The sequence below is a fragment of the Kitasatospora sp. NPDC051984 genome (assembly GCF_044593455.1).
Lineage (GTDB): Bacteria > Actinomycetota > Actinomycetes > Streptomycetales > Streptomycetaceae > Kitasatospora.
The window spans coordinates 1-20,264 of the sequence record NZ_JBIUCB010000031.1; the positions used below are offsets into that span (position 1 = coordinate 1).

Annotated in this window: 14 protein-coding genes; 7 read left to right on the top strand and 7 right to left on the bottom strand. The window is 72.9% G+C overall.

All coding sequences use genetic code 11. The annotated features are described in order from the left end of the window. The coding region (locus tag ACIHEI_RS33700) for an FtsX-like permease family protein (protein WP_396609393.1) at positions 1 to 1,421 on the bottom strand (1,421 nt) is incomplete at its 3' end. A gap of 153 nt (positions 1,422 to 1,574) precedes the next feature. On the opposite strand from ACIHEI_RS33700, the gene ACIHEI_RS33705 reads away from it, so the two are divergent. Then, a complete protein-coding gene (locus ACIHEI_RS33705; protein ID WP_387648363.1) occupies positions 1,575 to 2,279 on the top strand; it encodes an ABC transporter ATP-binding protein in 705 nt (234 codons plus the stop codon). Between the two features lie 12 nt (positions 2,280 to 2,291). On the opposite strand, the gene ACIHEI_RS33710 is transcribed toward ACIHEI_RS33705, so the two are convergent. Then, a complete protein-coding gene (locus tag ACIHEI_RS33710; protein ID WP_387648360.1) occupies positions 2,292 to 2,891 on the bottom strand; it encodes a hypothetical protein in 600 nt (199 codons plus the stop codon). Positions 2,892 to 3,047: 156 nt separating this feature from the next. Here ACIHEI_RS33710 and ACIHEI_RS33715 point away from each other — a divergent pair, with 156 nt between their 5' ends. From ACIHEI_RS33715 to ACIHEI_RS33725, 3 genes are all read left to right on the top strand, one after another. Beyond that, positions 3,048 to 4,568, top strand: a complete 1,521-nt coding sequence (locus tag ACIHEI_RS33715) for a hypothetical protein (RefSeq protein ID WP_387648357.1) — start codon at positions 3,048 to 3,050, stop codon at positions 4,566 to 4,568. 61 nt (positions 4,569 to 4,629) lie between these two features. Next, positions 4,630 to 5,514 carry a hypothetical protein gene (locus tag ACIHEI_RS33720; RefSeq protein WP_396609394.1) on the top strand — a complete coding sequence of 295 codons (885 nt, stop codon included), beginning with the start codon at positions 4,630 to 4,632 and terminating at the stop codon, positions 5,512 to 5,514. 58 nt (positions 5,515 to 5,572) lie between these two features. After that, the gene (locus ACIHEI_RS33725) at positions 5,573 to 10,120 is read left to right on the top strand and encodes a hypothetical protein (RefSeq protein ID WP_396609395.1); all 4,548 of its coding nucleotides are present in this window, start codon (positions 5,573 to 5,575) and stop codon (positions 10,118 to 10,120) included. Positions 10,121 to 10,232: 112 nt separating this feature from the next. Here ACIHEI_RS33725 and ACIHEI_RS33730 read toward each other — a convergent pair whose 3' ends face one another. From ACIHEI_RS33730 to ACIHEI_RS33740, 3 genes are all read right to left on the bottom strand, one after another. Continuing rightward, positions 10,233 to 13,064 carry an acyltransferase family protein gene (locus ACIHEI_RS33730; RefSeq protein ID WP_396609396.1) on the bottom strand — a complete coding sequence of 944 codons (2,832 nt, stop codon included), beginning with the start codon at positions 13,062 to 13,064 and terminating at the stop codon, positions 10,233 to 10,235. A 14-nt stretch (positions 13,065 to 13,078) separates the two neighbouring features. After that, positions 13,079 to 14,743, bottom strand: a complete 1,665-nt coding sequence (locus ACIHEI_RS33735; RefSeq protein WP_396609397.1) for a glycosyltransferase family 2 protein — start codon at positions 14,741 to 14,743, stop codon at positions 13,079 to 13,081. A gap of 300 nt (positions 14,744 to 15,043) precedes the next feature. Continuing rightward, positions 15,044 to 15,424 (bottom strand): ArsR/SmtB family transcription factor, encoded by a 381-nt coding sequence (locus ACIHEI_RS33740; protein ID WP_387648346.1) that lies wholly within the window; start codon positions 15,422 to 15,424, stop codon positions 15,044 to 15,046. Between the two features lie 109 nt (positions 15,425 to 15,533). Between ACIHEI_RS33740 and ACIHEI_RS33745 the strand changes: the two genes are divergently transcribed. Beyond that, complete coding sequence (locus ACIHEI_RS33745) at positions 15,534 to 16,628, top strand: NADH:flavin oxidoreductase/NADH oxidase (RefSeq protein WP_396609398.1); 1,095 nt, start codon at positions 15,534 to 15,536, stop codon at positions 16,626 to 16,628. Between the two features lie 200 nt (positions 16,629 to 16,828). Here the strand turns inward: ACIHEI_RS33745 and ACIHEI_RS33750 are convergent, their stop codons facing one another. Both ACIHEI_RS33750 and ACIHEI_RS33755 read right to left on the bottom strand, forming a co-directional pair. Beyond that, a complete protein-coding gene (locus ACIHEI_RS33750; protein ID WP_396609399.1) occupies positions 16,829 to 17,200 on the bottom strand; it encodes a hypothetical protein in 372 nt (123 codons plus the stop codon). Positions 17,201 to 17,337: 137 nt separating this feature from the next. Beyond that, positions 17,338 to 18,036: a FadR/GntR family transcriptional regulator gene (locus tag ACIHEI_RS33755; protein WP_396609400.1), complete on the bottom strand. Its 699-nt coding sequence runs from the start codon at positions 18,034 to 18,036 to the stop codon at positions 17,338 to 17,340. A 170-nt stretch (positions 18,037 to 18,206) separates the two neighbouring features. On the opposite strand from ACIHEI_RS33755, the gene ACIHEI_RS33760 reads away from it, so the two are divergent. Both ACIHEI_RS33760 and ACIHEI_RS33765 read left to right on the top strand, forming a co-directional pair. Beyond that, complete coding sequence (locus ACIHEI_RS33760; protein WP_392956596.1) at positions 18,207 to 18,731, top strand: gluconokinase; 525 nt, start codon at positions 18,207 to 18,209, stop codon at positions 18,729 to 18,731. Positions 18,732 to 18,810: 79 nt separating this feature from the next. Continuing rightward, positions 18,811 to 20,211: a gluconate:H+ symporter gene (locus ACIHEI_RS33765; RefSeq protein ID WP_396609401.1), complete on the top strand. Its 1,401-nt coding sequence runs from the start codon at positions 18,811 to 18,813 to the stop codon at positions 20,209 to 20,211. Positions 20,212 to 20,264 lie beyond the last annotated feature (53 nt).

The window sequence follows — 20,264 nt, forward strand, 5'->3', positions numbered from 1 at the left end:
GTTCCCGCGCACAGCGCCAGGGTGGGCGCCGCGACCAGCACCGGGTCGATGCCCAGCTGCCCGGCGGCGTCCGCCGAGAGGCCGCCGGTGCGGGCGGCCAGCTGCTGGTAGGTGATCACGGCCAGCGCCAGCAGGGTCAGGTCGGCGCCGGAGCGGGCCACGGTGGAGACCACCGCCTGCCGGCGCGACACCACCCGGTCGGCGTCGCGCCGCAGCACGGGCGGCAGCGCGACCAGCACGACACAGGCCAGCGCGCACAGCGCGGCCACCGGCCAGCGGACGGTGGTGTCGGTGTGGTCCAGCGACATCCCGGCCAGTGGGCCCCAGGAGGTCAGCAGCCGCAGCAGCGGCCCGGTCAGCAGCGGGGCGAGTACCGCGGCGGGCAGCGCCAGCAGCAGTGCCTCGACGGCCGTCCAGGCGGCGAGTTGCCGCCGGGTCGCGCCGCGCGAGGTGAGCAGGGCGTTCTCCGGGCGCTGCCGTTCCGCCACCAGGTGCACCACCAGCAGCAGCGCGGCCCCGGCCAGCACCGCCAGTTGCAGCGCCCCGATCAGCAGGCTGGAACGGGCGACCAGCGTCGCCGAGTGCAGTTCGGCCAGCAGGGCGGGCAGTTCGGTGCGCGTCTGGAGGCCCGGGGAGTGCTGCTTGACGAGGTCGTTCAGCTTGTCGGCGCGGGAGCGGATCCGGTCGATCCGCTCCGGGTCGGCGGTGGAGAAGTCGGCGGTCAGCTGAAGGCTCCGGCTGCCCTGGGTCAGCAGGCCGGAGGTGAACACGCCGTCGTCCACCATCAGCGGACCGTACGTGGTGAAGCCCTTGACCTGGATCTCGCGGCCGCCGAGCGGGTCGAGCCGCCAGTAGGGGGCGTCCCGGTCGGCGACCTGGTAGACGCCGGTGACCTCGACGGTGAGCGGGCTGCCGCCGTACCGGTCGGCCAGCGTGACCTTGGCGGGCAGCGCGCTCTCGGTCAGGCCCAGCCGGAGCAGGGCGCTTCTCGGCACGACCGTCTGCACCGTGCCGCCGGCGGCCGGCCACTGACCGGCGGTCAGCTTCAGCCGGCTGCGGTCCAGCGCGGCCAGCACCGTCAGGTCCACCTCGCGGCCGGCGGCGCTCGACAGGGCGGGCAGCCCGTACGCGCGGCTGAGGGCGAGCGACTGCGTGGTGACCGGCAGCCCGTCGAACAGCTGCGTGCCGAGCGCGGCGGCCTTCGCGTCGTCCGCCGCCCTGGTGTCCGCCGCGTGGTCGGCGCCCAGCTGCAGGACGGCCCGGCTGCCGCCGTCCAGGTTCCGGCGCAGGCCGGCCTCGGCGACGGTGCGGTTGAAGGCCACCAGGGTGGTCAGCACCGTGGTGGTGATGAGCACCGTGAACAGCACGGCGGCAGCCAGCGGCAGCCGCCCGCGCAGTCGGCGCAGCACAAAGCCCAACATTGCTCCCCGTACCCCCGTTCCGGTTCAGCGTGTACCGGATGGCGGACGACTCTGTCAGATGGGATCAAGCAGCGGAAGGGCCTTGCGCGAACCGTTGTCAGAGTGAGCAGAATCGTGCACCTTCACACCCAACCGCCAACGGGGGAGACCGAGATGACCGAACCGCAGGAGCCCATGGTCGTGGTCGAGGAGCTGTGGCGCAGCTTCGGCACCGGGGCCCGCACCGTGCACGCGCTGCGCGGCGTCTCCTTCACCGCGGCCCGCGGTGAACTCACCGCCCTCAAGGGCCGCTCCGGCTCCGGCAAGACCACCCTGCTCAACCTGGTCGGCGGCCTCGACACCCCGACCAGCGGCCGGATCTCGCTCGACGGCACCGACCTGTCCGGCCTCGACGAGGCGGGGCGGCTGGCGCTGCGCCGGGACCGGATCGGCTTCGTCTTCCAGTCCTTCGGCCTGCTGCCGACGCTCACCGCCGCCGAGAACGTCGGCGTCCCGATGCGGCTGCGCCGGCTCCCCGCCGCCGAGCGCGAGGAGCGGGCGCGCACCCTGCTGGCCCTGGTCGGGCTGGCCGAGCACGCCGGGCAGCGGCCGACCGAACTGTCCGGCGGCCAGCAGCAGCGGGTGGCGATCGCCCGGGCGCTGGCCAACGACCCGGTGCTGATCATCGCGGACGAGCCGACCGGCCAGCTCGACTCCGAGACCGGCCTGGCCGTGATGGAGCTGCTGCGCGCGGTGGTCCACTCGCAGGGCGTCACCGCCCTGGTGGCCACCCACGACCCGGCCCTGATGGAGCAGGCCGACCGGGTCGTGGAGCTGCACGACGGCACCGTGACCCTGCCGGAGGCCACTGCCGCGTAATACGGGGAACGGTCAGGGGGAGGGGATGACCCTGGCGAAGTCGTGGTGGGTGCGGACCGCCTGATTCCATTCCAGGGTGCGGATCAGGCGGTGCACGACCAGCAGCGGAATGACGCCGAAGACACCGAACGACATGTCGACGAATTGCCAGAACAGCGGGATGCCGCGCAGCGGGCCGCAGATCAGCGCGAGCGGGATGACGGCGCCGCAGGCCAGCATCGCCCAGCGGATCACCCACAGGTTGCGGACCGGATCCCGCAGCGGCCCCCAGAACGCGGCCGCGATCACCAGGTGCGCGAACGCCAGCCAGTCGGTGCCGTAGGCGAGGAACGGGTGGTTGCCGTAGCCGTCGGCGACGCCGTCGCGGACCCGGTGCACCCAGGCGTCGAGGGCGGGGAGCGCGGAGTCGAGTCCGCTCGCGTCCAGGGCCCGGACCAGCAGGTCGGTCTCGATCTGCAGCGGGAACGCGGTCACTCCGCTGAGTACCAGGCAGACGATGAACAGCCACAGCCAGCGCCTGATCCGGCGTCGGACGAGTGCGGTGTCGGTGACGGTGGCGGGGCCGGGGCCGGCGGTGGTGGAACCGGTCGGGGCGGTGGCGATGTCGGACATGGGGATTCCCCCCTCCATGACGCGGGTGCCGGAAACGGCACGCGGTGTCGCGAGAGGGACTCTAGACCTGAAATTGAACGCGTTCAACATGCCGGAGCAGCCCGCCCAAAGGGGACGTTTCGGACCTGTCCACGGAAAGCCCTAATCTTGTCCCCCGTGACCGCCATCGCAGACCAGCCCACCAGGCCCGCCCCCGGACCGGCCGCCGACGAGGGACTCGCCCGCCGGCTCAAGGCGCTCGCCTGCACCGCGCCGCTGCACGACCTCGACAGCCGCAAGGTCAACCTGGCCGGCGAGTACGCCTCGTACACGATGGCCGAGATCGGCCTCGCCGCCATCGACCTGGTCACCCTCAACATGGACTTCGACACCGGCGCCGACCGCGACATAGTCCTCAGCCGGCTCCACCCCCGGATCGCCGCCCAGAACCCCGGCCGCGCCGCCACCGAGCACGAACGCGTCGCCCGCTGGGTCCTGGAGTCGCTGATCAACGTCGGCAGCGTCGACCGCGGCTTCCGCGCCGTCTACGGCACCTTCGGCCCCGACGGCGAATACACCCGCCGCGACTACGACTTCAAACTGATCGAGGAAGTCCCCGGCCAGGACGGCGGCGTCTACCTGCGCACCACCGACGAGGCCGTCAACGTCCTGGTCGGCGCGCTGGACACCGACGTGACGAGCGCTCAGATCGCCGCCGAGGTCAAACTCGAGGTGCTGATCCGCCGCGGCCGCCTCGCCGACGCCCAACTCGCCGCCGAACAGGCCCGCTACCGCACCGTCCAGTACGCCGAAACGCTGCGCCGCGCCCTCGAGGCCACCCGCCGCAACGTCCGCGCGGTCGACTGGATGGAGACCGTCCCCGACCTGATCGACGAGGCGCTCGACCACATCGCCGACCGGTACCGGCACGAGAACGCGATCCTCACCAACATCCGCAAGGCCCGCGACGAGAGCACCGACGCCGAACACAAGCGGCGCGCCGCCGAACTCGTCGACATCGTCAAGGACTGCATCCGCCGGCACACCCAGCTCCAGACCCGCCTGCTGGAAGCCGGCCCGCTGTTCCGCGCCGAACAGGACCGGCAGGCGTTCTCCGCACCCACCGCGCGCACCGGCATCGACCTCTACGGTCAACTCCTCGCCCCGGTTCTCACCCTCCCGCTCGCGGACGCCACCCGGCCCACCGACGCGTTCTTCGCCCGCGGCACCGGCCTGCGCACCCCCGTCTCGGTCCGGGTCAGCGACCTCGTCGACCTGCTGCTCACCCCGCCCGTCGAACGCGAACACCTCGGCGCCGAACTGCCCGAACCCGACCTGGTCGCCACCCCCGACGACAGCCGGTTCTCCGAGGCCCAGCTGGAAGCCGCCCTCGACCTGCTCGACCTGCCCGCCGACGCGCCCCGCCGCCTGTCCGGCCTGCTCGCCGACGCCCGCGCCCGCGGCACCGACGACGGCGAGGACGGCGAAGAACTCGCCTACCTGGTCGCCCTGCTGGCCGTGCACGCCGCCAGCCCGCCGGTCGGCACCGCGTACCGGCAGGGCGAGGAACGCCTGCTGTTCGCCGTGGACGACGGCACCCGCCTGGACGACCCGGGCTTCGGCGGCGCGGACCTGATCGTCGGCAGCGCCCTGCTGGACGCCGCCGGGATGGCCGCCGACCGCCGGGACGCGAAGTGACGAGCCGCTCTTCCAGCACCACTTGCACCGCCCGCACCGCCCGCACCGAAGGAGCACCCGCATGACCACCAGCACCGAGGCGTGGGCGCCGCAGGACGCCGAGCCGGCCGCTGCCGCCGCCCACCCGGCGATCAGCCCGGCGGACGTCGCCGAGGCCGCCCGCCTGGTGTCCTTCGGCCTGCAGGCCAAGCTGCTGCCGTCCCGGGACGCGGAGTACGCCGAACTGGTGCGCCGCTACCGCGACGACCCGCAGTTCGGGCGCCTCGCCGACGCCGTCGCCACCGGCATGGGCCTGGTGGTGCTGGAGGTCTCGCCGCGCGCCGGGATGGCCGTCGCCGCCGCCGAGGAGTCGGTGTTCGCCGTCCGGATGGGCGACTACTCGCGCCGCGCCGCCTCCGAGTCCACCGACCGCTTCCTGCACGGCCTCGCACACCTCGCGGTCGCCGCGCTCGCCTTCCCCCGCCCCGAGGACCTCGCCGACGACGGCTACCTCGGCCGGGTCAGCGTCAACGGCGTGGACGCGTTCGTCCGGCAGGCCTGCCGCCGCCTCGAGGAACGCGCCGCGGCCGAGGGCAGCAACACCGACCCGGCGAGCTCCGCCCCCGCCCTGGAGGCGGCCTGGCGGGTGTGGGCCCGCCGCTCCGCGACCGGCGCCACCAAGGACGCCCGCCGGCTGTCCGGCTCCACCACCGGCATCGTCTCCAAGGCGGTGTCCTTCCTGGTCGACTCCGGCTTCCTGCAGAAGACCTCCGACGACGCCGGCGGCACCTACCGCACCACCGCCCGCTACCAGTTGCAGGTCCGCGACCTGGCCGGCAGCGCCGCCATGGGCGAACTGCTCGACCTGGGCGTCGTCCCGGTCAGCGACGGCACGGCCACCCTGCTGCCGCCCGACGACAGCGACGAACTCGTCGCCGACGCGGGCCTGCCCTTCCACGCACTCTGACACTCCGTCAACTGTCCAGCGCCACCCTGCAACTGCCGCTCCAGGAGAACCACCGCACATGTACGAGCTGAACCGGGTCCGCCTGTACTCGATCGGACCGGCGGGCGCCCGCTACGCCGACACGGTGCTCGACCTGCGCGGAGTCGGCGATCCGGTCCCCGAACCGCAGCCGCAGCAGATCGGCCTGTTCGGGGAGGAGCCGGAAGGCCCGCAGCGCCGCCCCGCGCCCGCCGGCGTGCTGTTCCTGGAGAACGGCGGTGGCAAGTCCGTCCTGCTCAAGCTGATCTTCTCGGTGATGCTGCCCGGCCACCGCAACACCCTGGGCGGCGCCTCCTCCGGCGTGCTGCGCAAGTTCCTGCTGGCCGACGACTGCGGCCACGTCGCCCTCGAGTGGCAGCACACCGTCACCGGCGAACTCGTCGTGGTCGGCAAGGTCAGCGAGTGGCGCGGCCGCCAGGTCTCCTCCGACCCGCGGAAGTTCGCCGAACTCTGGTACTCCTTCCGGCCCGGCCCCGGCCTCACCCTGGACGCGCTGCCGGTCGCCGAACGGCCCAGCCTGGCCGGCGACCAGAAGGCCCGCGGCCGCCGCCGCACCATGAAGGGCTTCCGAGACACCCTCACCGAGGCCGCCAAGGCCCACCCGCACCTCGACGTCACCTTCGAGGAGATCCACGACCGCTGGATCGAGCACCTCGGCGCACTCGGCCTCGACCCCGAACTCTTCCGCTACCAGCGCGAGATGAACGCCGACGAGGGCGAGGCCGCCGGCCTGTTCGCGGTCCGCAACGACGCCGACTTCACCGACCTGCTGCTGCGCGCCGTCACCGACACCCGCGACACCGACGGCCTCGCCGACCTGGTGCACGGCTTCGCCGCCAAGCTCGGCCGCCGCGCCGAACTCACCGCCGAACGCGACTTCACCGCCGGCTCCGTCGACCTGCTCCAGCGCATCGTCGACGCCACCGCCGGCCGGGAGACCGTCCGCGAGGGCCACCGCGCCGCCGAACGCCGCACCCGCAAGCTCGCGACCTCGCTGTCCGCGCGCTCCGCCGTCGAACGCGACCGGATGCACGACCTCTCCGTCGAGGTCGCCGCCGCCGCGAGCGCCGTCACCGCCGCCGAGACCGACCGCACCCGGCACGCCCTGATCGTCTCCGAACTCGGCTACCGGCACGCCACCCTCGGCCTGGAGGCCGCGACCGCCGAAGCCGGCCGCCTGCGCCGCGAACTCACCGACGCCCGCGCCCAGTTCACCGCCTGGCAGGCCGCCGAAGCGGTGCTGCGGCACCGCGCCGCCGCCGACCGCGCCAGCCGGGTCGCCGCCGCCATCCGGGAAGCCGAACTCGACGCCGCGCCCGCCCTCGCCGCCCGCGACCGCGCCGCCGGCGCCCTCGCCCGCGCCCTCGAATCCGCCGCGCTGAACGCCGAGACCCGCGCCGACCAGGAGGAGCTGCGCGCAGGCGAATTGCAGCAGGACGGCTCCGCCGCCCAGGCCGAAGCCACCGCCGCCGCCACCGCCGCGCAGAAGGCCCGCTCCGAGGCCGAACACCTGCGCCAGCGCCTCACCGAGGTCGAGCAGGAGACCGCCGCCGCCGTCGAAGCCGGCTGGATCGACGACTCCGGCGCCGAACCCGACCCCGCCCGCGCCGCCCTGCACGCCGCCGACGCCGAACGCGCCGCCACCGAAGAGCTCGAACTCGCGCGCACCGCCGCCGAATCCGCCGCCGTCCGGGCCCGCGAATCCGCCGCCGCCGAGGCCCGCGCCGAACTCGCCGCCGCCCGCGCCACCGACGCCCGCACCGCCGCCGAACGCACCCTCGCCGCCGAACAGCGCACCGCCGCCCAGCTCGCCGCCGAACCCCGGCTCGCCGAACTGCTCTCCCTGACGCCCTACCAGGACGGCGCCGAGGAGGCCGAAGGCTTCCTGACGCCCCGTCAACTCGACGCGTCCGCCGAGGACTTGCGCGAACTGCTCGACCAGTCCGTGGCGAACGCCGAACGCACCCTGTTCGACCTGCGCACCGCCGCCGCCGACGACTCCCGGATCCTCGCCGCCCTCGGCGACGGCGGCCTGCTGCCGCCCGGCCCCGACGTCCTCGCCACCGTCGAGTACCTCGGCGAACAGGGCATCCCCGCGCTGCCCGGCTGGCGCTACCTCGCCCAGTCCGTCGACCCCGCCGACCACGACGCCATCCTCGCCGCCCGCCCCGAACTCGTCGACGGCGTCGTCGTCACCGACCCCAGCTCGCTCGACCGGGCCCGCGAAGCGCTCGCCGCCGCCGCCCTGCTGCCCCGCTCCACCGTCGCCGTCGGCACCGCCGCCGCCCTCACCGCCCCGATCGAAGCCGAGCCCGCGTTCTTCCTGGTGCCGCCGAACCCGGCCATGCACAACGAGACCGCCGCCGACGACGAACGCCGCGAACTGCGCGCCCGCGCCACCGCCCGCGAGGAACACATCCGCGAACTCGCCGCCCGCCTCGGCGGCGACCGCGCCCTCGCCGCCCGCCTCGCCTCCTGGCACGCCAGCTGCCCGCCCGGCACCCTCGCCGAACTCGCCGAAGCCGCCGCAGCGGCAGCCGAACACGCCGAAGCCACCGCCGCCGAACTCGCCACCCTGCGCGCCGACCACACCGAAGCCGACGCCGACCACCAGGCCGCCGCCGCCCGCCACGAGGAATGCCGGGAAACCGCCCAGCGCACCCGCCGCCGCGCCGACGCCCTGGCCGGCCTCGCCTTCCGCCTCCGCGAACGCGCCAACTGGACCCGCCGCCAGCGCGAACTCGCCGACGACGCCACCGAATGCGAACGCCGCCAGGCCCTGTGCACCGAACGCGCCCGCACCTGCGACGAGGACCGCCGCGCCGCCCAGCGCGCCGCCGACGACGCCCGCCGCACCGCACGCACCCTGCGCGGCGAACGCGCCGAGATCGCCGCCGCCGACACCAGCACCGAACCCGACGAGACCGCCACCCCCACCTCGCTGCCCGCCCTCCGCGAGGCCTACCGCGCAGCAGCCCAGCTGTACGAAAAGGTCGGCGTCGGCGCCGACCTGCGCGCCGAACAGGCCCGCGCCGAAGGCGACGAAGCCGCCGCCGCAGCCGAACTCGACCGCCTCAGCAACAAGGTCAAGGCCCGCGCCGAGGAACTCCTCGCCAGCCCCGACGGCGCCGACGGCCCCGCCCGGCAGGCCGCCGCCGCCCGCGCCGAAGAGCTCGTCACCATCATCGAAGCCCGCTCCGGCGCCGCCGCCGAAGAAGTCGGGCGCCTGCGCGGCGACGCCGAACGCTCCGCCCCCGTCAACGGCGAAGCCCACACCGAACTCCCCGACGACCTCCTCCCCGCCGACCCCGAACACGCCCAGGCCCTGCTCCGCACCGCCACCGCGCTGCTCGCCGAACGCCGCGAACGAGTCGACACCGCGCGCACCGAACACGCCGACCTCCAGCGCACCCTGGACCAGGCACAGGCCGCCGCCACCGACTTCGAGGAACTCGCCGGCCAGCTCCGCGACTCGCTGCGCGACAACGGCGAGGAGACCGAGACCGCCGACGCCTACCTCGGCGGCCTCGCCGCGGCCCGCGCCGCCGTCGCCGACACCCGGCGCGCCATGCGCACCGCCGCCGGCGAACTCACCGGCGCCGAACTCGCCGTCCGGGACGCCTCCGACGCCCTCGTCCGGCACGCCAACGCCGCCCGCTACGAAGCCGTCCGCACCCCCGCCCGCCAGCAGATCCGCGAGCTGCCCGCCGCCGCCCTGCCCGACCACGCCGCCGCCTGGGCCGCCGCGTTCGCCCCCCGGCTGCGCGTGCTCACCGACGAACTCACCCAGCTGGAACGCAACCGCGCCTCCATCGTCGACCGCCTGCGCGGCCTGGTCGAATCCTCGCTCGCCACCCTGCGCGCCGCGCAGCGGCTCTCCCGCCTGCCCGAAGGCCTCGGCGAATGGTCGGGCCAGGAATTCCTGCGCATCCGCTTCGAGGACCCCGACCACGCCGTCCTGGTCGAACGGCTCGGCGAAGTCATCGACGACGCCACCCAGTCCGCCGTCAAGAAGAACTCCGACCTGCGCCGCGACGGCATGTCCCTGCTGCTGCGCGGCGTCGCCGCCGCGATCGGCCCCAAGGGCGTCTCGGTCGAAATCCTCAAGCCCGACGCCGTCCTGCGCGCCGAACGGGTCTCCGTCGGCCAGATGTCGGACGTCTTCTCCGGCGGCCAGCTGCTCACCGCCGCCATCGCCCTCTACTGCACGATGGCCGCCCTCCGCGCCAACGACCGCGGCCAGTCACAGCTCCGCCACGCCGGCACGCTGTTCCTCGACAACCCGATCGGCCGCGCCAACGCGACGTACCTGCTGGAACTCCAGCGCGCCGTCGCCGACGCGCTCGGCGTCCAACTCATCTACACCACCGGCCTGTTCGACACCACCGCGTTGGCCGAGTTCCCCCTCGTCATCCGCCTCCGCAACGACGCGGACCTCCGGGCCGGCCTGAAGTACATCTCGGTCGAGGAACACCTCCGCCCCGGCCTCCCGGCGGCGCAGGACCCTGACGGGCCGACGATTCACGGGGAGATCACGGCGACGAGGATGTTCCGCAAGCCTGAGTAAACGGTGGGAGCCCGCCTGCAAGGTCGCGAACACGTGCAAGTCATTGCCTGTGCCGCGATCCTGCTGACGGGCTCCTTCCGATTCGCGCAGTTCCCCGCGCCCCTGGTGGCCCTTACAGGTGGGTCGACACGGTGACCGACGCGACCTTCATCGGGTGGCCCGGTTCGGTCGCCGCCGTCGGTGAACTGCCGTAGGCGCTCGGCAGGTTGCCGCCGATGGCGACGTTCAGGATCAGGAAGATTCCGTGGTGCACCGCCTGGTCCCAGGCGGTCGGGTCGACCTGGTCGGAGGTGACCTTGAAGTACTCCTGGCCGTCGCGCAGCCAGCGGACCTTCTCGACCGGGGCGGTGCGGTCCACCTCGACCGTCCAGGTGTGGAACGTGCCCCAGCAGTCCGCGCAGGACTGTTCGCCGGAGCCCAGGCCGTTGGGCTCCTTGCAGGGGCCGCCCGGCGTGGTGCCGCAGTGCATGGTGCCGAAGACGCCCCGCCCGCCGACCGATTCGAGGACGTCGAGTTCGCCGACGCCGGGCCAACCGGTGTACCCGTCACGGAGCTTGCCGCCGAGCGCCCAGAACGCGGGCCAATAGCCGGAGGCCGCAGGCCCGTTGACGGCGGGCAGGGCCAACTTGGCTTCCACGCGCAGCACTCCGCCCGTAGGTGCGGTGAAGTCCGCGCGCTTGGACTCGATGCGGCCCGAGGACCAGTGGCCGCTCGCGTCCCGGGTGGGGACGATCTCCAGTGCGCCCTGGCCGTCCAGGCGGACGTTGGCGGTGGAGTCGGTCATGGTCTCTATCTCGCCGGTGCCCCACTGGGCGGCGGGGCAGCCGGGGTAGCAGGTGCCCAGGTCGTACTGCCAGTTCGCGGGGTCGGGCTTCGCGCCGGCGGGGCCGTCGAACTCGTCGTGCAGCAGGGTGGTCCAGCCGTTGCCGAACACGTCTGCCTCGATGAGGAGTTGGTCGAGCCGCGCGGTGAGGACGACGGCCGCCGCGTTGGTCAGGTGCGAGTCGTCGCGGTACAGCAGGACGTGCTCCAGGACGGCCGGGCACATCCGGCCCTCGCCGGGGCACAGCACCTGGTTGACGCCGATGGTGCGGACGCCGGGGACGCGGCCCGCGGCGATCTCCTCGGCCAGCGGGTCGGCCCACAGGCCCTCGCTGCGCGGGAAGTCGCAGGCGGAGGTGGTGTCGGGGTGCCCGGAGACGCAGGCAGGGACGTCCCGGCCGGGGTTCGGCGTGTCCTGCAGGTAGACGATCGGGACGCCCAGCTCCCGCAGCGGGGTGAGGGTCTGCTCCCAGCCGTGCAGCAGCGCGTCGCGGTCGGCGGTGTAGCGGTTCAGCGTGGAGACGACGATCAGTTTGGGTTTGGGCCCGTCCCCCAGCCGGCGCAGCGTGTTCGCCCGCCAGGTGTCGCACTCGTGGTAGGTGCGCCCCAACTGGGGGTTGGTGACCGTGAGTTCGGGCAGCGGGCAGCCCTGCTTGACGAGTTCCTCGACGGACAGGTGGTGCTGGGCGGCGATGCCGAGCAGCGCGGAGAACCACTGGCCGGCGTGCGAGTCGCCGAGCAGCACGATCCGGTCGTCGCCGGTGCCGAAGCGGCAGGGCGGGCTGGTGGTGTCGGCGGGGTTGACCTCGCAGGCGCCGTCCGGCGGGAAGTCCCCCCGGGCCTGGAGGGGGTTGGGTACGGTCGGGGCGTGTGCGGGCGGGGCGGCGGCGAGCAGGGTGCGGCCGTCGCGGGCGCCCGGCGGCAGGCCGGACGGGTCCGGGGGAGTGGCGGGGCCGAGCATCCGGATGGTGCCGGTGCCGACGACCAGCGCCAGCACCACCGGCAGCACCACCGCGGTGAGGCCCAACGACAGTCCGCGGCGCGGGATTTCGCCGAGCACCAGGCTGCGGCGCAGCGGCTGCTCCAGCCAGTTGAGGGCGGCGAGCGCTGGCAGCGCGGCGGCCGCCGTCAGCGCGACCTTGACGCCCCAGTGCAGGCTGCCCCACTGGGCTTCGGCGAGCACCAGCACCGGCCAGTGCCACAGGTACAGGTTGTAGGAGAGCCGGCCGATCGCGCGCGGCGCGCCGAGCGACAGCAGCCGTCCCACCAGGTGCGGCCCGGTGCCGGCCAGGATGATCGCGGCGGTGCCGACGGTCGGCACCAGCGCGGCGTAGCCGGGGTAGGGGGTGCGGGCGTCGAAGAGCAGGACGGCGGCGAGCACCGCGGCCATGCCGCCGAGGCCCAGCAACTCCCGTACCAGGCGCGGTATTCGGCGGATCGGCAGCAGCGCGATGACCGCGCCGGCCGCGAACTGCCAGGCCCGGGTGGGCGTGGAGAGGTACGCGCCGGCGCTCCAGTGCAGCGAGAGCCAGAACGAGCCGGCGCCGAGCAGCACGGTCAGGCCGAGCAGCGTGCGCCGCTTCCAGACCCAGCGGGCGGCGAGCGCCATCAGCGGGGCCCACAGCAGGTAGAACTGTTCCTCGACGGCGAGCGACCAGAAGTGCAGCAGCGCGCTCGGGTCGCGGCCGGCCGCCAGGTAGTCGGTCTGTTCGGCGATGAAGCGCCAGTTGGCGACGGACAGCGCGGAGGCGAGGACGTCGCGCTCCAGGTCGGCGCGGCGCAGCGGCGCGGTGAGCAGGGCGCCGAGGACGGCGACCACGGCGAGCACCACGGCGGCGGAGGGCAGCAGGCGGCGGGCGCGCCGGGAGTAGAACTCGGCGAGCCGGACCCTGCCGGTGGCGGCGCTCTCGCTGCGCAGCAGTCCGGTGATGAGGTAGCCGGAGATGACGAAGAACACGTCGACGCCGACGAAGCCGCCGGCCAGGCCGGGGACGGCCGCGTGGAAGGCGAGCACGGCGAGCACGGCGACGGCCCGCAGTCCTTCGATGTCCGGTCTGAACTTCGGTCGCTCGACGGGTGGTTGCCCGAGAACGACGGTGAGCGGGGCGGTGCTGGTGGACACGGGAGGTGGACCTTTCAGCCCAGCCAGGGCAGCATCGGCGCTACCCAGCCGGAGGCGAGCAGGGCGATCAGGGCGAGCGTGCTCGTGACGGCGAGGGCCTCGGGCCAGCGCCTGGGCCGCATCGCCGGGCGGGCCCCGGATTCGGTGTTCTGGGTGGGGTGCGGCCGCAGCTCGGCGTACAGGTCGCGGACCAGCGGGACGCCGGCGTGCAGCTGCACGGCGAGGTACAGGGCCAGGCCCCAGGTGTAGTGCCAGCCGTACATGGCGGTGGCGACGGTGACGCCGACGGCGGTGGCGACCAGCGTGCCGGCCGTCCACAGCAGCGAGACCAGCAGCACCTTGCGGGCCATGCCGCCGGAGGCGCCGGGCTTGGCGACGCCGGTGGGCACCCAGGCGGCGCTGCGGCCGCGCAGGGTGTGCCAGTAGGCGGTGGCGGCGGCGAAGCTCATCAGCACGTTGGCGCGCAGCACTTCGGTGCGCCAGCGGGTGCGGCTGACCCGGGGCAGCAGCACGTGCCACAGCCACAGCAGGGAGAGCATCGGCAGCACGTACCAGGCGCGGACCTCGCCGGGGAAGGCGAACAGCATGACCAGCGGCGGCAGCGGTGCGGTGAGCACGTTCACGGCGGCGGCCAGGTAGCCGACGATGCCCTCGTCGAAGCAGCGCCGCATCCGCCAGGTCATGGCCTTGCGGGCGGGCCGGTCGCCGATCAGGTGAAGGTTGCCCATCGCCCAGCGGTACTGCTGGTTGACGAAGCTGGTGGTGGACTCGGGCGAGGTGCCCTTGGCGACCAGCACCGGCACGTACCGGGTGCTGAATCCCTGCTGGTGCAGGGCGAGTCCGGTGTACATGTCCTCGCTGTGGTCGAGCCGGGCGAAGCCGCCGGCGGCGTCGATCGCGGAGCGCCGGTAGACGGCGTTGGAGCCGCAGCAGATGGCCGCGTCGGAGGCGTCCCGGCTGGGCTGCACCCAGCGGAAGAACCACTCCTGGGCGGCGCCGGCGGCGCGCTGCACCCAGCCCATCGAGGTGTCGGTGTCGAAGCACTGCGGGCTCTGCACGATGCCGACCTTCGGGTCGCCGAAGTACGGCAGCAGGTGCTGCAGCAGGTCGGCACGCGGCGCGAAGTCGGCGTCCAGGATGGCGATGTACTCGCCCTTGCTCAGGGTGAGCGCGTGGTTGAGGTTGCCGGCCTTCTTGAACTCGCCGCGGTTCGGCCGCACCACGTAGTGGTACCCGAACTCGGCTGCCAGCGAGGCGACTTCGGGCCGGTCGCCGTCGTCCAGCACCCACACGTCGAGCGTGCCGGGGTGGTCCATCCGGGCCACCGCGCGGTAGGCGTTGGCGAGGATGTCGAGCGGTTCGCCGCAGGTCGGCAGGTACAGGTCGACGGACGGCGGGTCGGCGGGCTGCCAGGCGGCGACCAGCAGTTCGTGGCCGGCCCGGGTGAAGCGGCGGCGGCGGAGCCCGTTGACGCAGGTCAGGGCGAGAGCCACCACGTTGATGCCGAGCACGGCCAGGAACGGCCAGAGCGCGGGATTGCGGAGCGAAAAGCTGAACATCGTGGCCGCGCTGAACACGAAGGCGAGCGCGGAGAGCAGCGGGACCCAGCGGCGCTGAGGTCCGAAGTACCAGTAGAGCTCCTGATCGGAGGGTGGCGACGGAAGGTGATTGACAGTCATAAGGCCCCCCACGGCCGGTCATTGACACCTGTCGACGGTCAGATTACCTGATTGGTATAGACCAAATGACCACGCTCGATGAACGCTGGGGCAACTTCGGTGAAGCCTGTGTGACAAGGCATGACCGCGCCAGAAATTACCCCTCGGCGGCGCCAGGAGGGGTTGCTGTGGCGGCTGACGTGCGGCGTTGTTCGAGTGGTTGCGAATGTGGTTGGCGAAGGGTCGCCGAAGTCCATGGCGGGGACTCGCCGCGAGAATTGACGCGCCGTCAGGCTCGTGGCCTGCGGTTCGGTCGAAAGGTCAGCGGGCAGCCGGCTTCGGGGTGTGGAGGCACGGCTCGGCGGCGGCCAGCACCGCGTCCAGCAGACCGGGAAAGCGCTCGCCGAGATCGGCCGAGCGCAGTGTGTTCATCTTAGAAGTGCCGCGCCGATGCTGACGAATCAGTCCCGCATCGCGGAGGACCCGAAAGTGATGTGTCAATGTCGACTTGGTGACTGGAAGCTCGAATGCGAGGCAATTCAGCTCGTCGCCACCCGCTTCCGCCAGTTCGGCGACGATCCGCAACCGGGTCGGATCGGAGAGTGCGTGCAGCACGGCTTCCAGCCGCAGCTCGGCGACGGCCGGCTCGGGCAGCAGCTTCTGGCACTCCGGGTCGCCGGCACAGTCCTGGTCGATGGTCACCCCGCCATAGTACGAGAGTCCTCGTAGTTTGACAGATCTCGTAGTACGGCAGCTATCGTACGAAGCGAAGAGACCGTCGCTGTCGGGACCACAGGAAGGACGGGCCGTCGTGAGCGCCCTGTTCGAGCCGATCACCCTCCGTACGCTGACCATCCCCAACCGGATCTGGCTCAGCCCGATGTGCATGTACTCGGCCGCCGCCGAAGGCCCCGAGACCGGCGTCGCCACCGACTTCCACCTCGCCCACCTCGGCGCCCGCGCCGCCGGCGGCGCCGGCCTGGTCATGGTCGAGGCCACCGGCGTCCGCCCCGACGCCCGGATCTCCCCCTGGGACCTCGGCCTGTGGAACGACCAGCAGCAGGACGCGCTGGCGCGGATCGCCGCGCTGATCCGTTCGCACGGCTCCGTGCCCGCCATCCAGCTCGCCCACGCCGGACGCAAGGCCTCGACGGCGAAGGCGAGTTCGGGCGGCGGGCCGCTCGCCGCGGAGGACGGCGGCTTCCCCGTCGTCGGCGCCTCGCCGATCCCGTTCAGCGACGGCTACCCGGCGCCCGCTGAACTGACGGAAACTCAGATCGCCGAACTGGTCGAGGACTTCGCGTCCGCCGCCCGCCGCGCCCTGGCCGCCGGCTTCCAGGTGGTCGAGGTGCACGGCGCCCACGGCTACCTGATCCACCAGTTCCTCTCCCCGCTCACCAACCACCGCACCGACGGCTACGGCGGCGACTTCGCCGGCCGCAGCCGCCTCGCCCGCGAAATCGCCACCGCGGTGCGGGCCGTCTGGCCCGCGGACCTCCCCGTCCTGTTCCGCGTCTCCGCCACGGACTGGGTCCCCGAGCAGCCCAGCTGGACGGTCGAGGAGAGCGTCCTGCTCGCCAAGGAACTCCAGGCCATCGGCATCGACCTGATCGACGTCTCCTCCGGCGGCCTCGTCCCGGACGCGAAGATCACCGTCGGGCCCGGCTACCAGGTCCCGTTCGCCTCCCAGATCCGCGAGCAGGCCGGCGTGGCGGTCGGCACGGTCGGAATGATCTCGGAGCCGGCCCAGGCGGAAGCCATCCTGACGGAAGGCCGCGCGGACGTCGTCATGCTCGGCCGCGAGCTGCTCCGCGACCCGTACTGGCCGCTGCACGCGGCGAAGACACTGGGCGCGGAGCGCAACTGGCCGGTGCAGTACGGCTACGCGATCGGCACGCGAGGTTGAGCAACTAGGGGCGCTGGGGGTACCCCCAGCGAAGCGAGGGGGCGGAACGGCGCGGCCAGCCGAGGACCGTCAGTCAGATCGCGATGCAGGGCAATGAGTTGCACTATCGCGCGACCTGGCTGTCGGGGTGCCTTCCGCTGCGCGCAGTTCCCAGCGCCCCTGTTTTCGCGCCCGTCAGCAATGTCGCGCGATAGTGCAACTCACCATCCTGCGCGGCGATCCGGCTGTTGGTGCAGGGCTGGCCGCGCCGTCCCCCGCGCCCCTGTATGCGCATCTGCACGCGAGCCCGTCATCGGACTCGCCGAGTGCGGAGCGCGCCTGCGGCTTGCCGCAACCTGGCGGGAGACCACGATGTCTATCAGGCACCACGCCAGGATGAAGACGCCCATCGCCATCGTCGCCAGCGCGGGCACGATCAGCGTGGTGTGCGACCAGGACGCCAGGACGGCGACGATCACCGTCACCACCGTGAACGCGAACGCCAGGCCCGCCCGGACCGCGGCTGCCCGCACTTCGTCCGGCAGTCGACTGCGCCGACGACGCGCCATCGCCACCCCCTGTCGGATGCGCACCCGTCCGGTGCTTCCCAGACTGCCCCAATAAGGGTGAAGGTATGCGGCCACCCGGTGGAATTCCACTCAAACCGGGCGTGTCGTGCCGACGGGCCGTCAACCCCCCGTCGGGAATCGTATTCAGGTCCGCAAGAGGGTCAGTCGGGCAGGGTGGCTTCCAGCTCTTCCACCGCGCCGACCACGATGGTGCGCATGGCCCGTTCGGCCAGTTCCGGTTCGCCGGCGCAGATCGCCTCGGCGACGTCCCGGTGGAGTTGCACCGCGTACTCGCGGGGGCGGTGCGGCATCAGCCGGTGTTCGGTGCGGCCGGTGAGGACGGCGCCGACGGTGTCCTTCAGGTGCGCGAACATCTCGTTGCCGGAGGCCCGCAGCACCGCCGCGTGGAAGGCGATGTCGTGCGCGAGGAAGGATTCGAGGTCCGCGGCCCGGGCGGTGACGGTCAGTTCGACGGCCAGCGCGCTGAGTTCCCGCCGGTCGTCGTCGCTGGCGTTCCGGGCGGCGAGGGCCGCCGCGGCAGGTTCGACCGCGACCCGCAGTGAGCCGAGCGAGCGCAGCTGCGCGGAGCGGCCCGCGCCGGCGAGGCGCCAGCGGATCACCAGCGGGTCGAACACGTCCCAGTCGCTCTGCGGCCGCACCGTGATCCCGACCCGGCGGCGCGGTTCGACCAGTCGCATCGACTCCAGGACGCGCACCGCCTCCCGCACCACCGTGCGGGACACCCCGTGCTGCTCCTCCAACTCCTCGGTGCGCAGCACGGTGCCCGCGGGCAGCTCGCCGGAGGCGATCGCCGGACCGAGGTGGGCAAGCAGGCGGCCGGGCAGGCCCTGGATCTCCATTCGGCCAGCCTATCGGCGAGGTCACGGGCGATCGGGGGGAGGGGGATTGGTGGAGGGCCTCCCACCTGCGGCGATGCATATACGTATGACGATTGGGTTTCGGTGGCTTGAATAAGTCATACCTTTGGGCTTACCTTGCCCGTGACCAGGCAAGGACAGGAGCACCACCCATGGCTCTCAGCGTCGAGAACCAGCAGCCGCCCGTCATCGTGGTGATGGGCGTCTCCGGAGTCGGGAAGACCACCGTCGCCCGACTGCTCGCCCACCGCCTCGGCCTCCCGTACGCCGAGGCCGACGACTTCCACCCCGCCGCCAACATCGCCAAGATGAGCGCCGGGATCCCGCTGGACGACCAGGACCGGCAACCCTGGCTGCGCGCCCTCGGCACGTGGCTCGGCGAACGGGCCGCGGCCGGTACCGGTGGCGTCGTCACCTGCTCCGCCCTCAAGCGCGCCTACCGCGACACCCTGCGGGCCGCCTGCCCCGAGGCGCAGTTCCTGCACCTGACCGGCAGCCACGCACTGGTCGGCGACCGACTGGCCCACCGCACGGGCCACTTCATGCCGACCTCGCTGCTGGACTCCCAGTACGCCACCCTCGAACCGCTCCAGGCGGACGAGCGCGGCACCGTGCTGGACGTCGACGCCGACCCCGACACCCTCGTCGAACGCGCCGTCGCCGCCCTGCCGGCCTGACCCCGGCTCGGAAACCCCCGCCCCACCCCGTCACACCCCGCCACCGCCCACCGGACCCCCGGGCGGTGCCGGCTCGTCAATGGAGACTCGCGTGACCCCCACCCTGCTGGCCGCCGCCGCGCCGGCGCTCCCCCACACGGACAGCAACGGACAGCTGCTGCTCGCGGTGCTGCTCAGCATCGGCACGATCGTGCTGCTGATCACCAAGTTCAAGCTGCACCCGTTCCTGGCGCTGACCCTCGGCTCGGGCCTGCTCGCGGCCGTCGCCGGCGCGCCGTTCGACAAGCTGCTCAGCAGCTTCTCCACCGGCTTCGGCTCCACCGTCGCCTCGGTCGGCCTGCTGATCGGCCTCGGCGCGATGCTCGGCAAGCTGCTCGCGGACTCCGGCGGCGCCAACATCATCGCGGACACGGTGCTGGCCCGGACCGGCCCGAAGATGCTGCCCTGGGCGATGGCGCTGATCGCCGCCGTGCTCGGCCTGCCGCTGTTCTTCGAGGTCGGCGTCGTCCTGCTGATCCCGATCGTGCTGCTGGTCGCCCGCCGCGGCAACGTCCCGCTGATGCGGATCGGCATCCCCGCGCTGGCCGGCCTGTCCGTGCTGCACGGCCTGGTCCCGCCGCACCCGGGCCCGCTGGTCGCCGTCGACGCCCTGAAGGCCGACCTCGGCGTCACCCTGGCGCTGGGCCTGCTGATCGCCGTCCCCACCCTGATCGTGGCCGGCCCGCTGTTCTCCCGGTTCGCCCAGCGCTGGGTCGGCCCGCTGGAGATACCCGCGGACACCACGCCCGCCGAGACCGTCAAGAACGAGAAGACCCCGCGGTTCGGCGCCGTCCTCGCGACCATCCTGCTGCCGGTCGGGCTGATGCTCGGCAAGGCCCTCGCCGACGTGGTGATCGACGACCCGAAGAACACCGTTCAGCGGTTCTTCGACTTCATCGGCTCCCCGCTGATCGCGCTGCTCGCCGCCACCCTGCTGGCCATGGTCACCCTCGGCAAGGCCGCCGGGTTCGACAAGACGAAGATCTCCGCGACGGTCGGCAACTCGCTCGGCCCGATCGCCGGCATCGTGTTCATCGTCGGCGCCGGCGGTGGCTTCAAGCAGACCCTGATCGACGTCGGCGTCGGCCAGGCCGTCAGCGAGTGGTCCGGCAAGTGGCACATCTCCGCGCTGCTGCTCGGCTGGCTGATCGCCGTGCTGATCCGCCTCGCCACCGGCTCCGCCACGGTCGCCACCATCACCGCCGCCGGCATCGTCGGCCCGCTGGCCGCCGACATGTCGACCACTCACGCCGCGCTCATGGTGCTCGCCATCGGCGCCGGGTCGCTGTTCCTGTCGCACGTCAACGACGCCGGCTTCTGGCTGGTGAAGGAGTACTTCGGGATGAGCGTCGGCCAGACGCTGAAGTCCTGGTCGGTGATGGAGACGGTGATCTCAGTGGTCGCGATCGCCCTGATCCTGCCGCTGAGCCTGATCATCTAGCGATCAGCACCCCACATACCGCGACGCCCTCCGGATCCCGCTTCTCTCTCCCG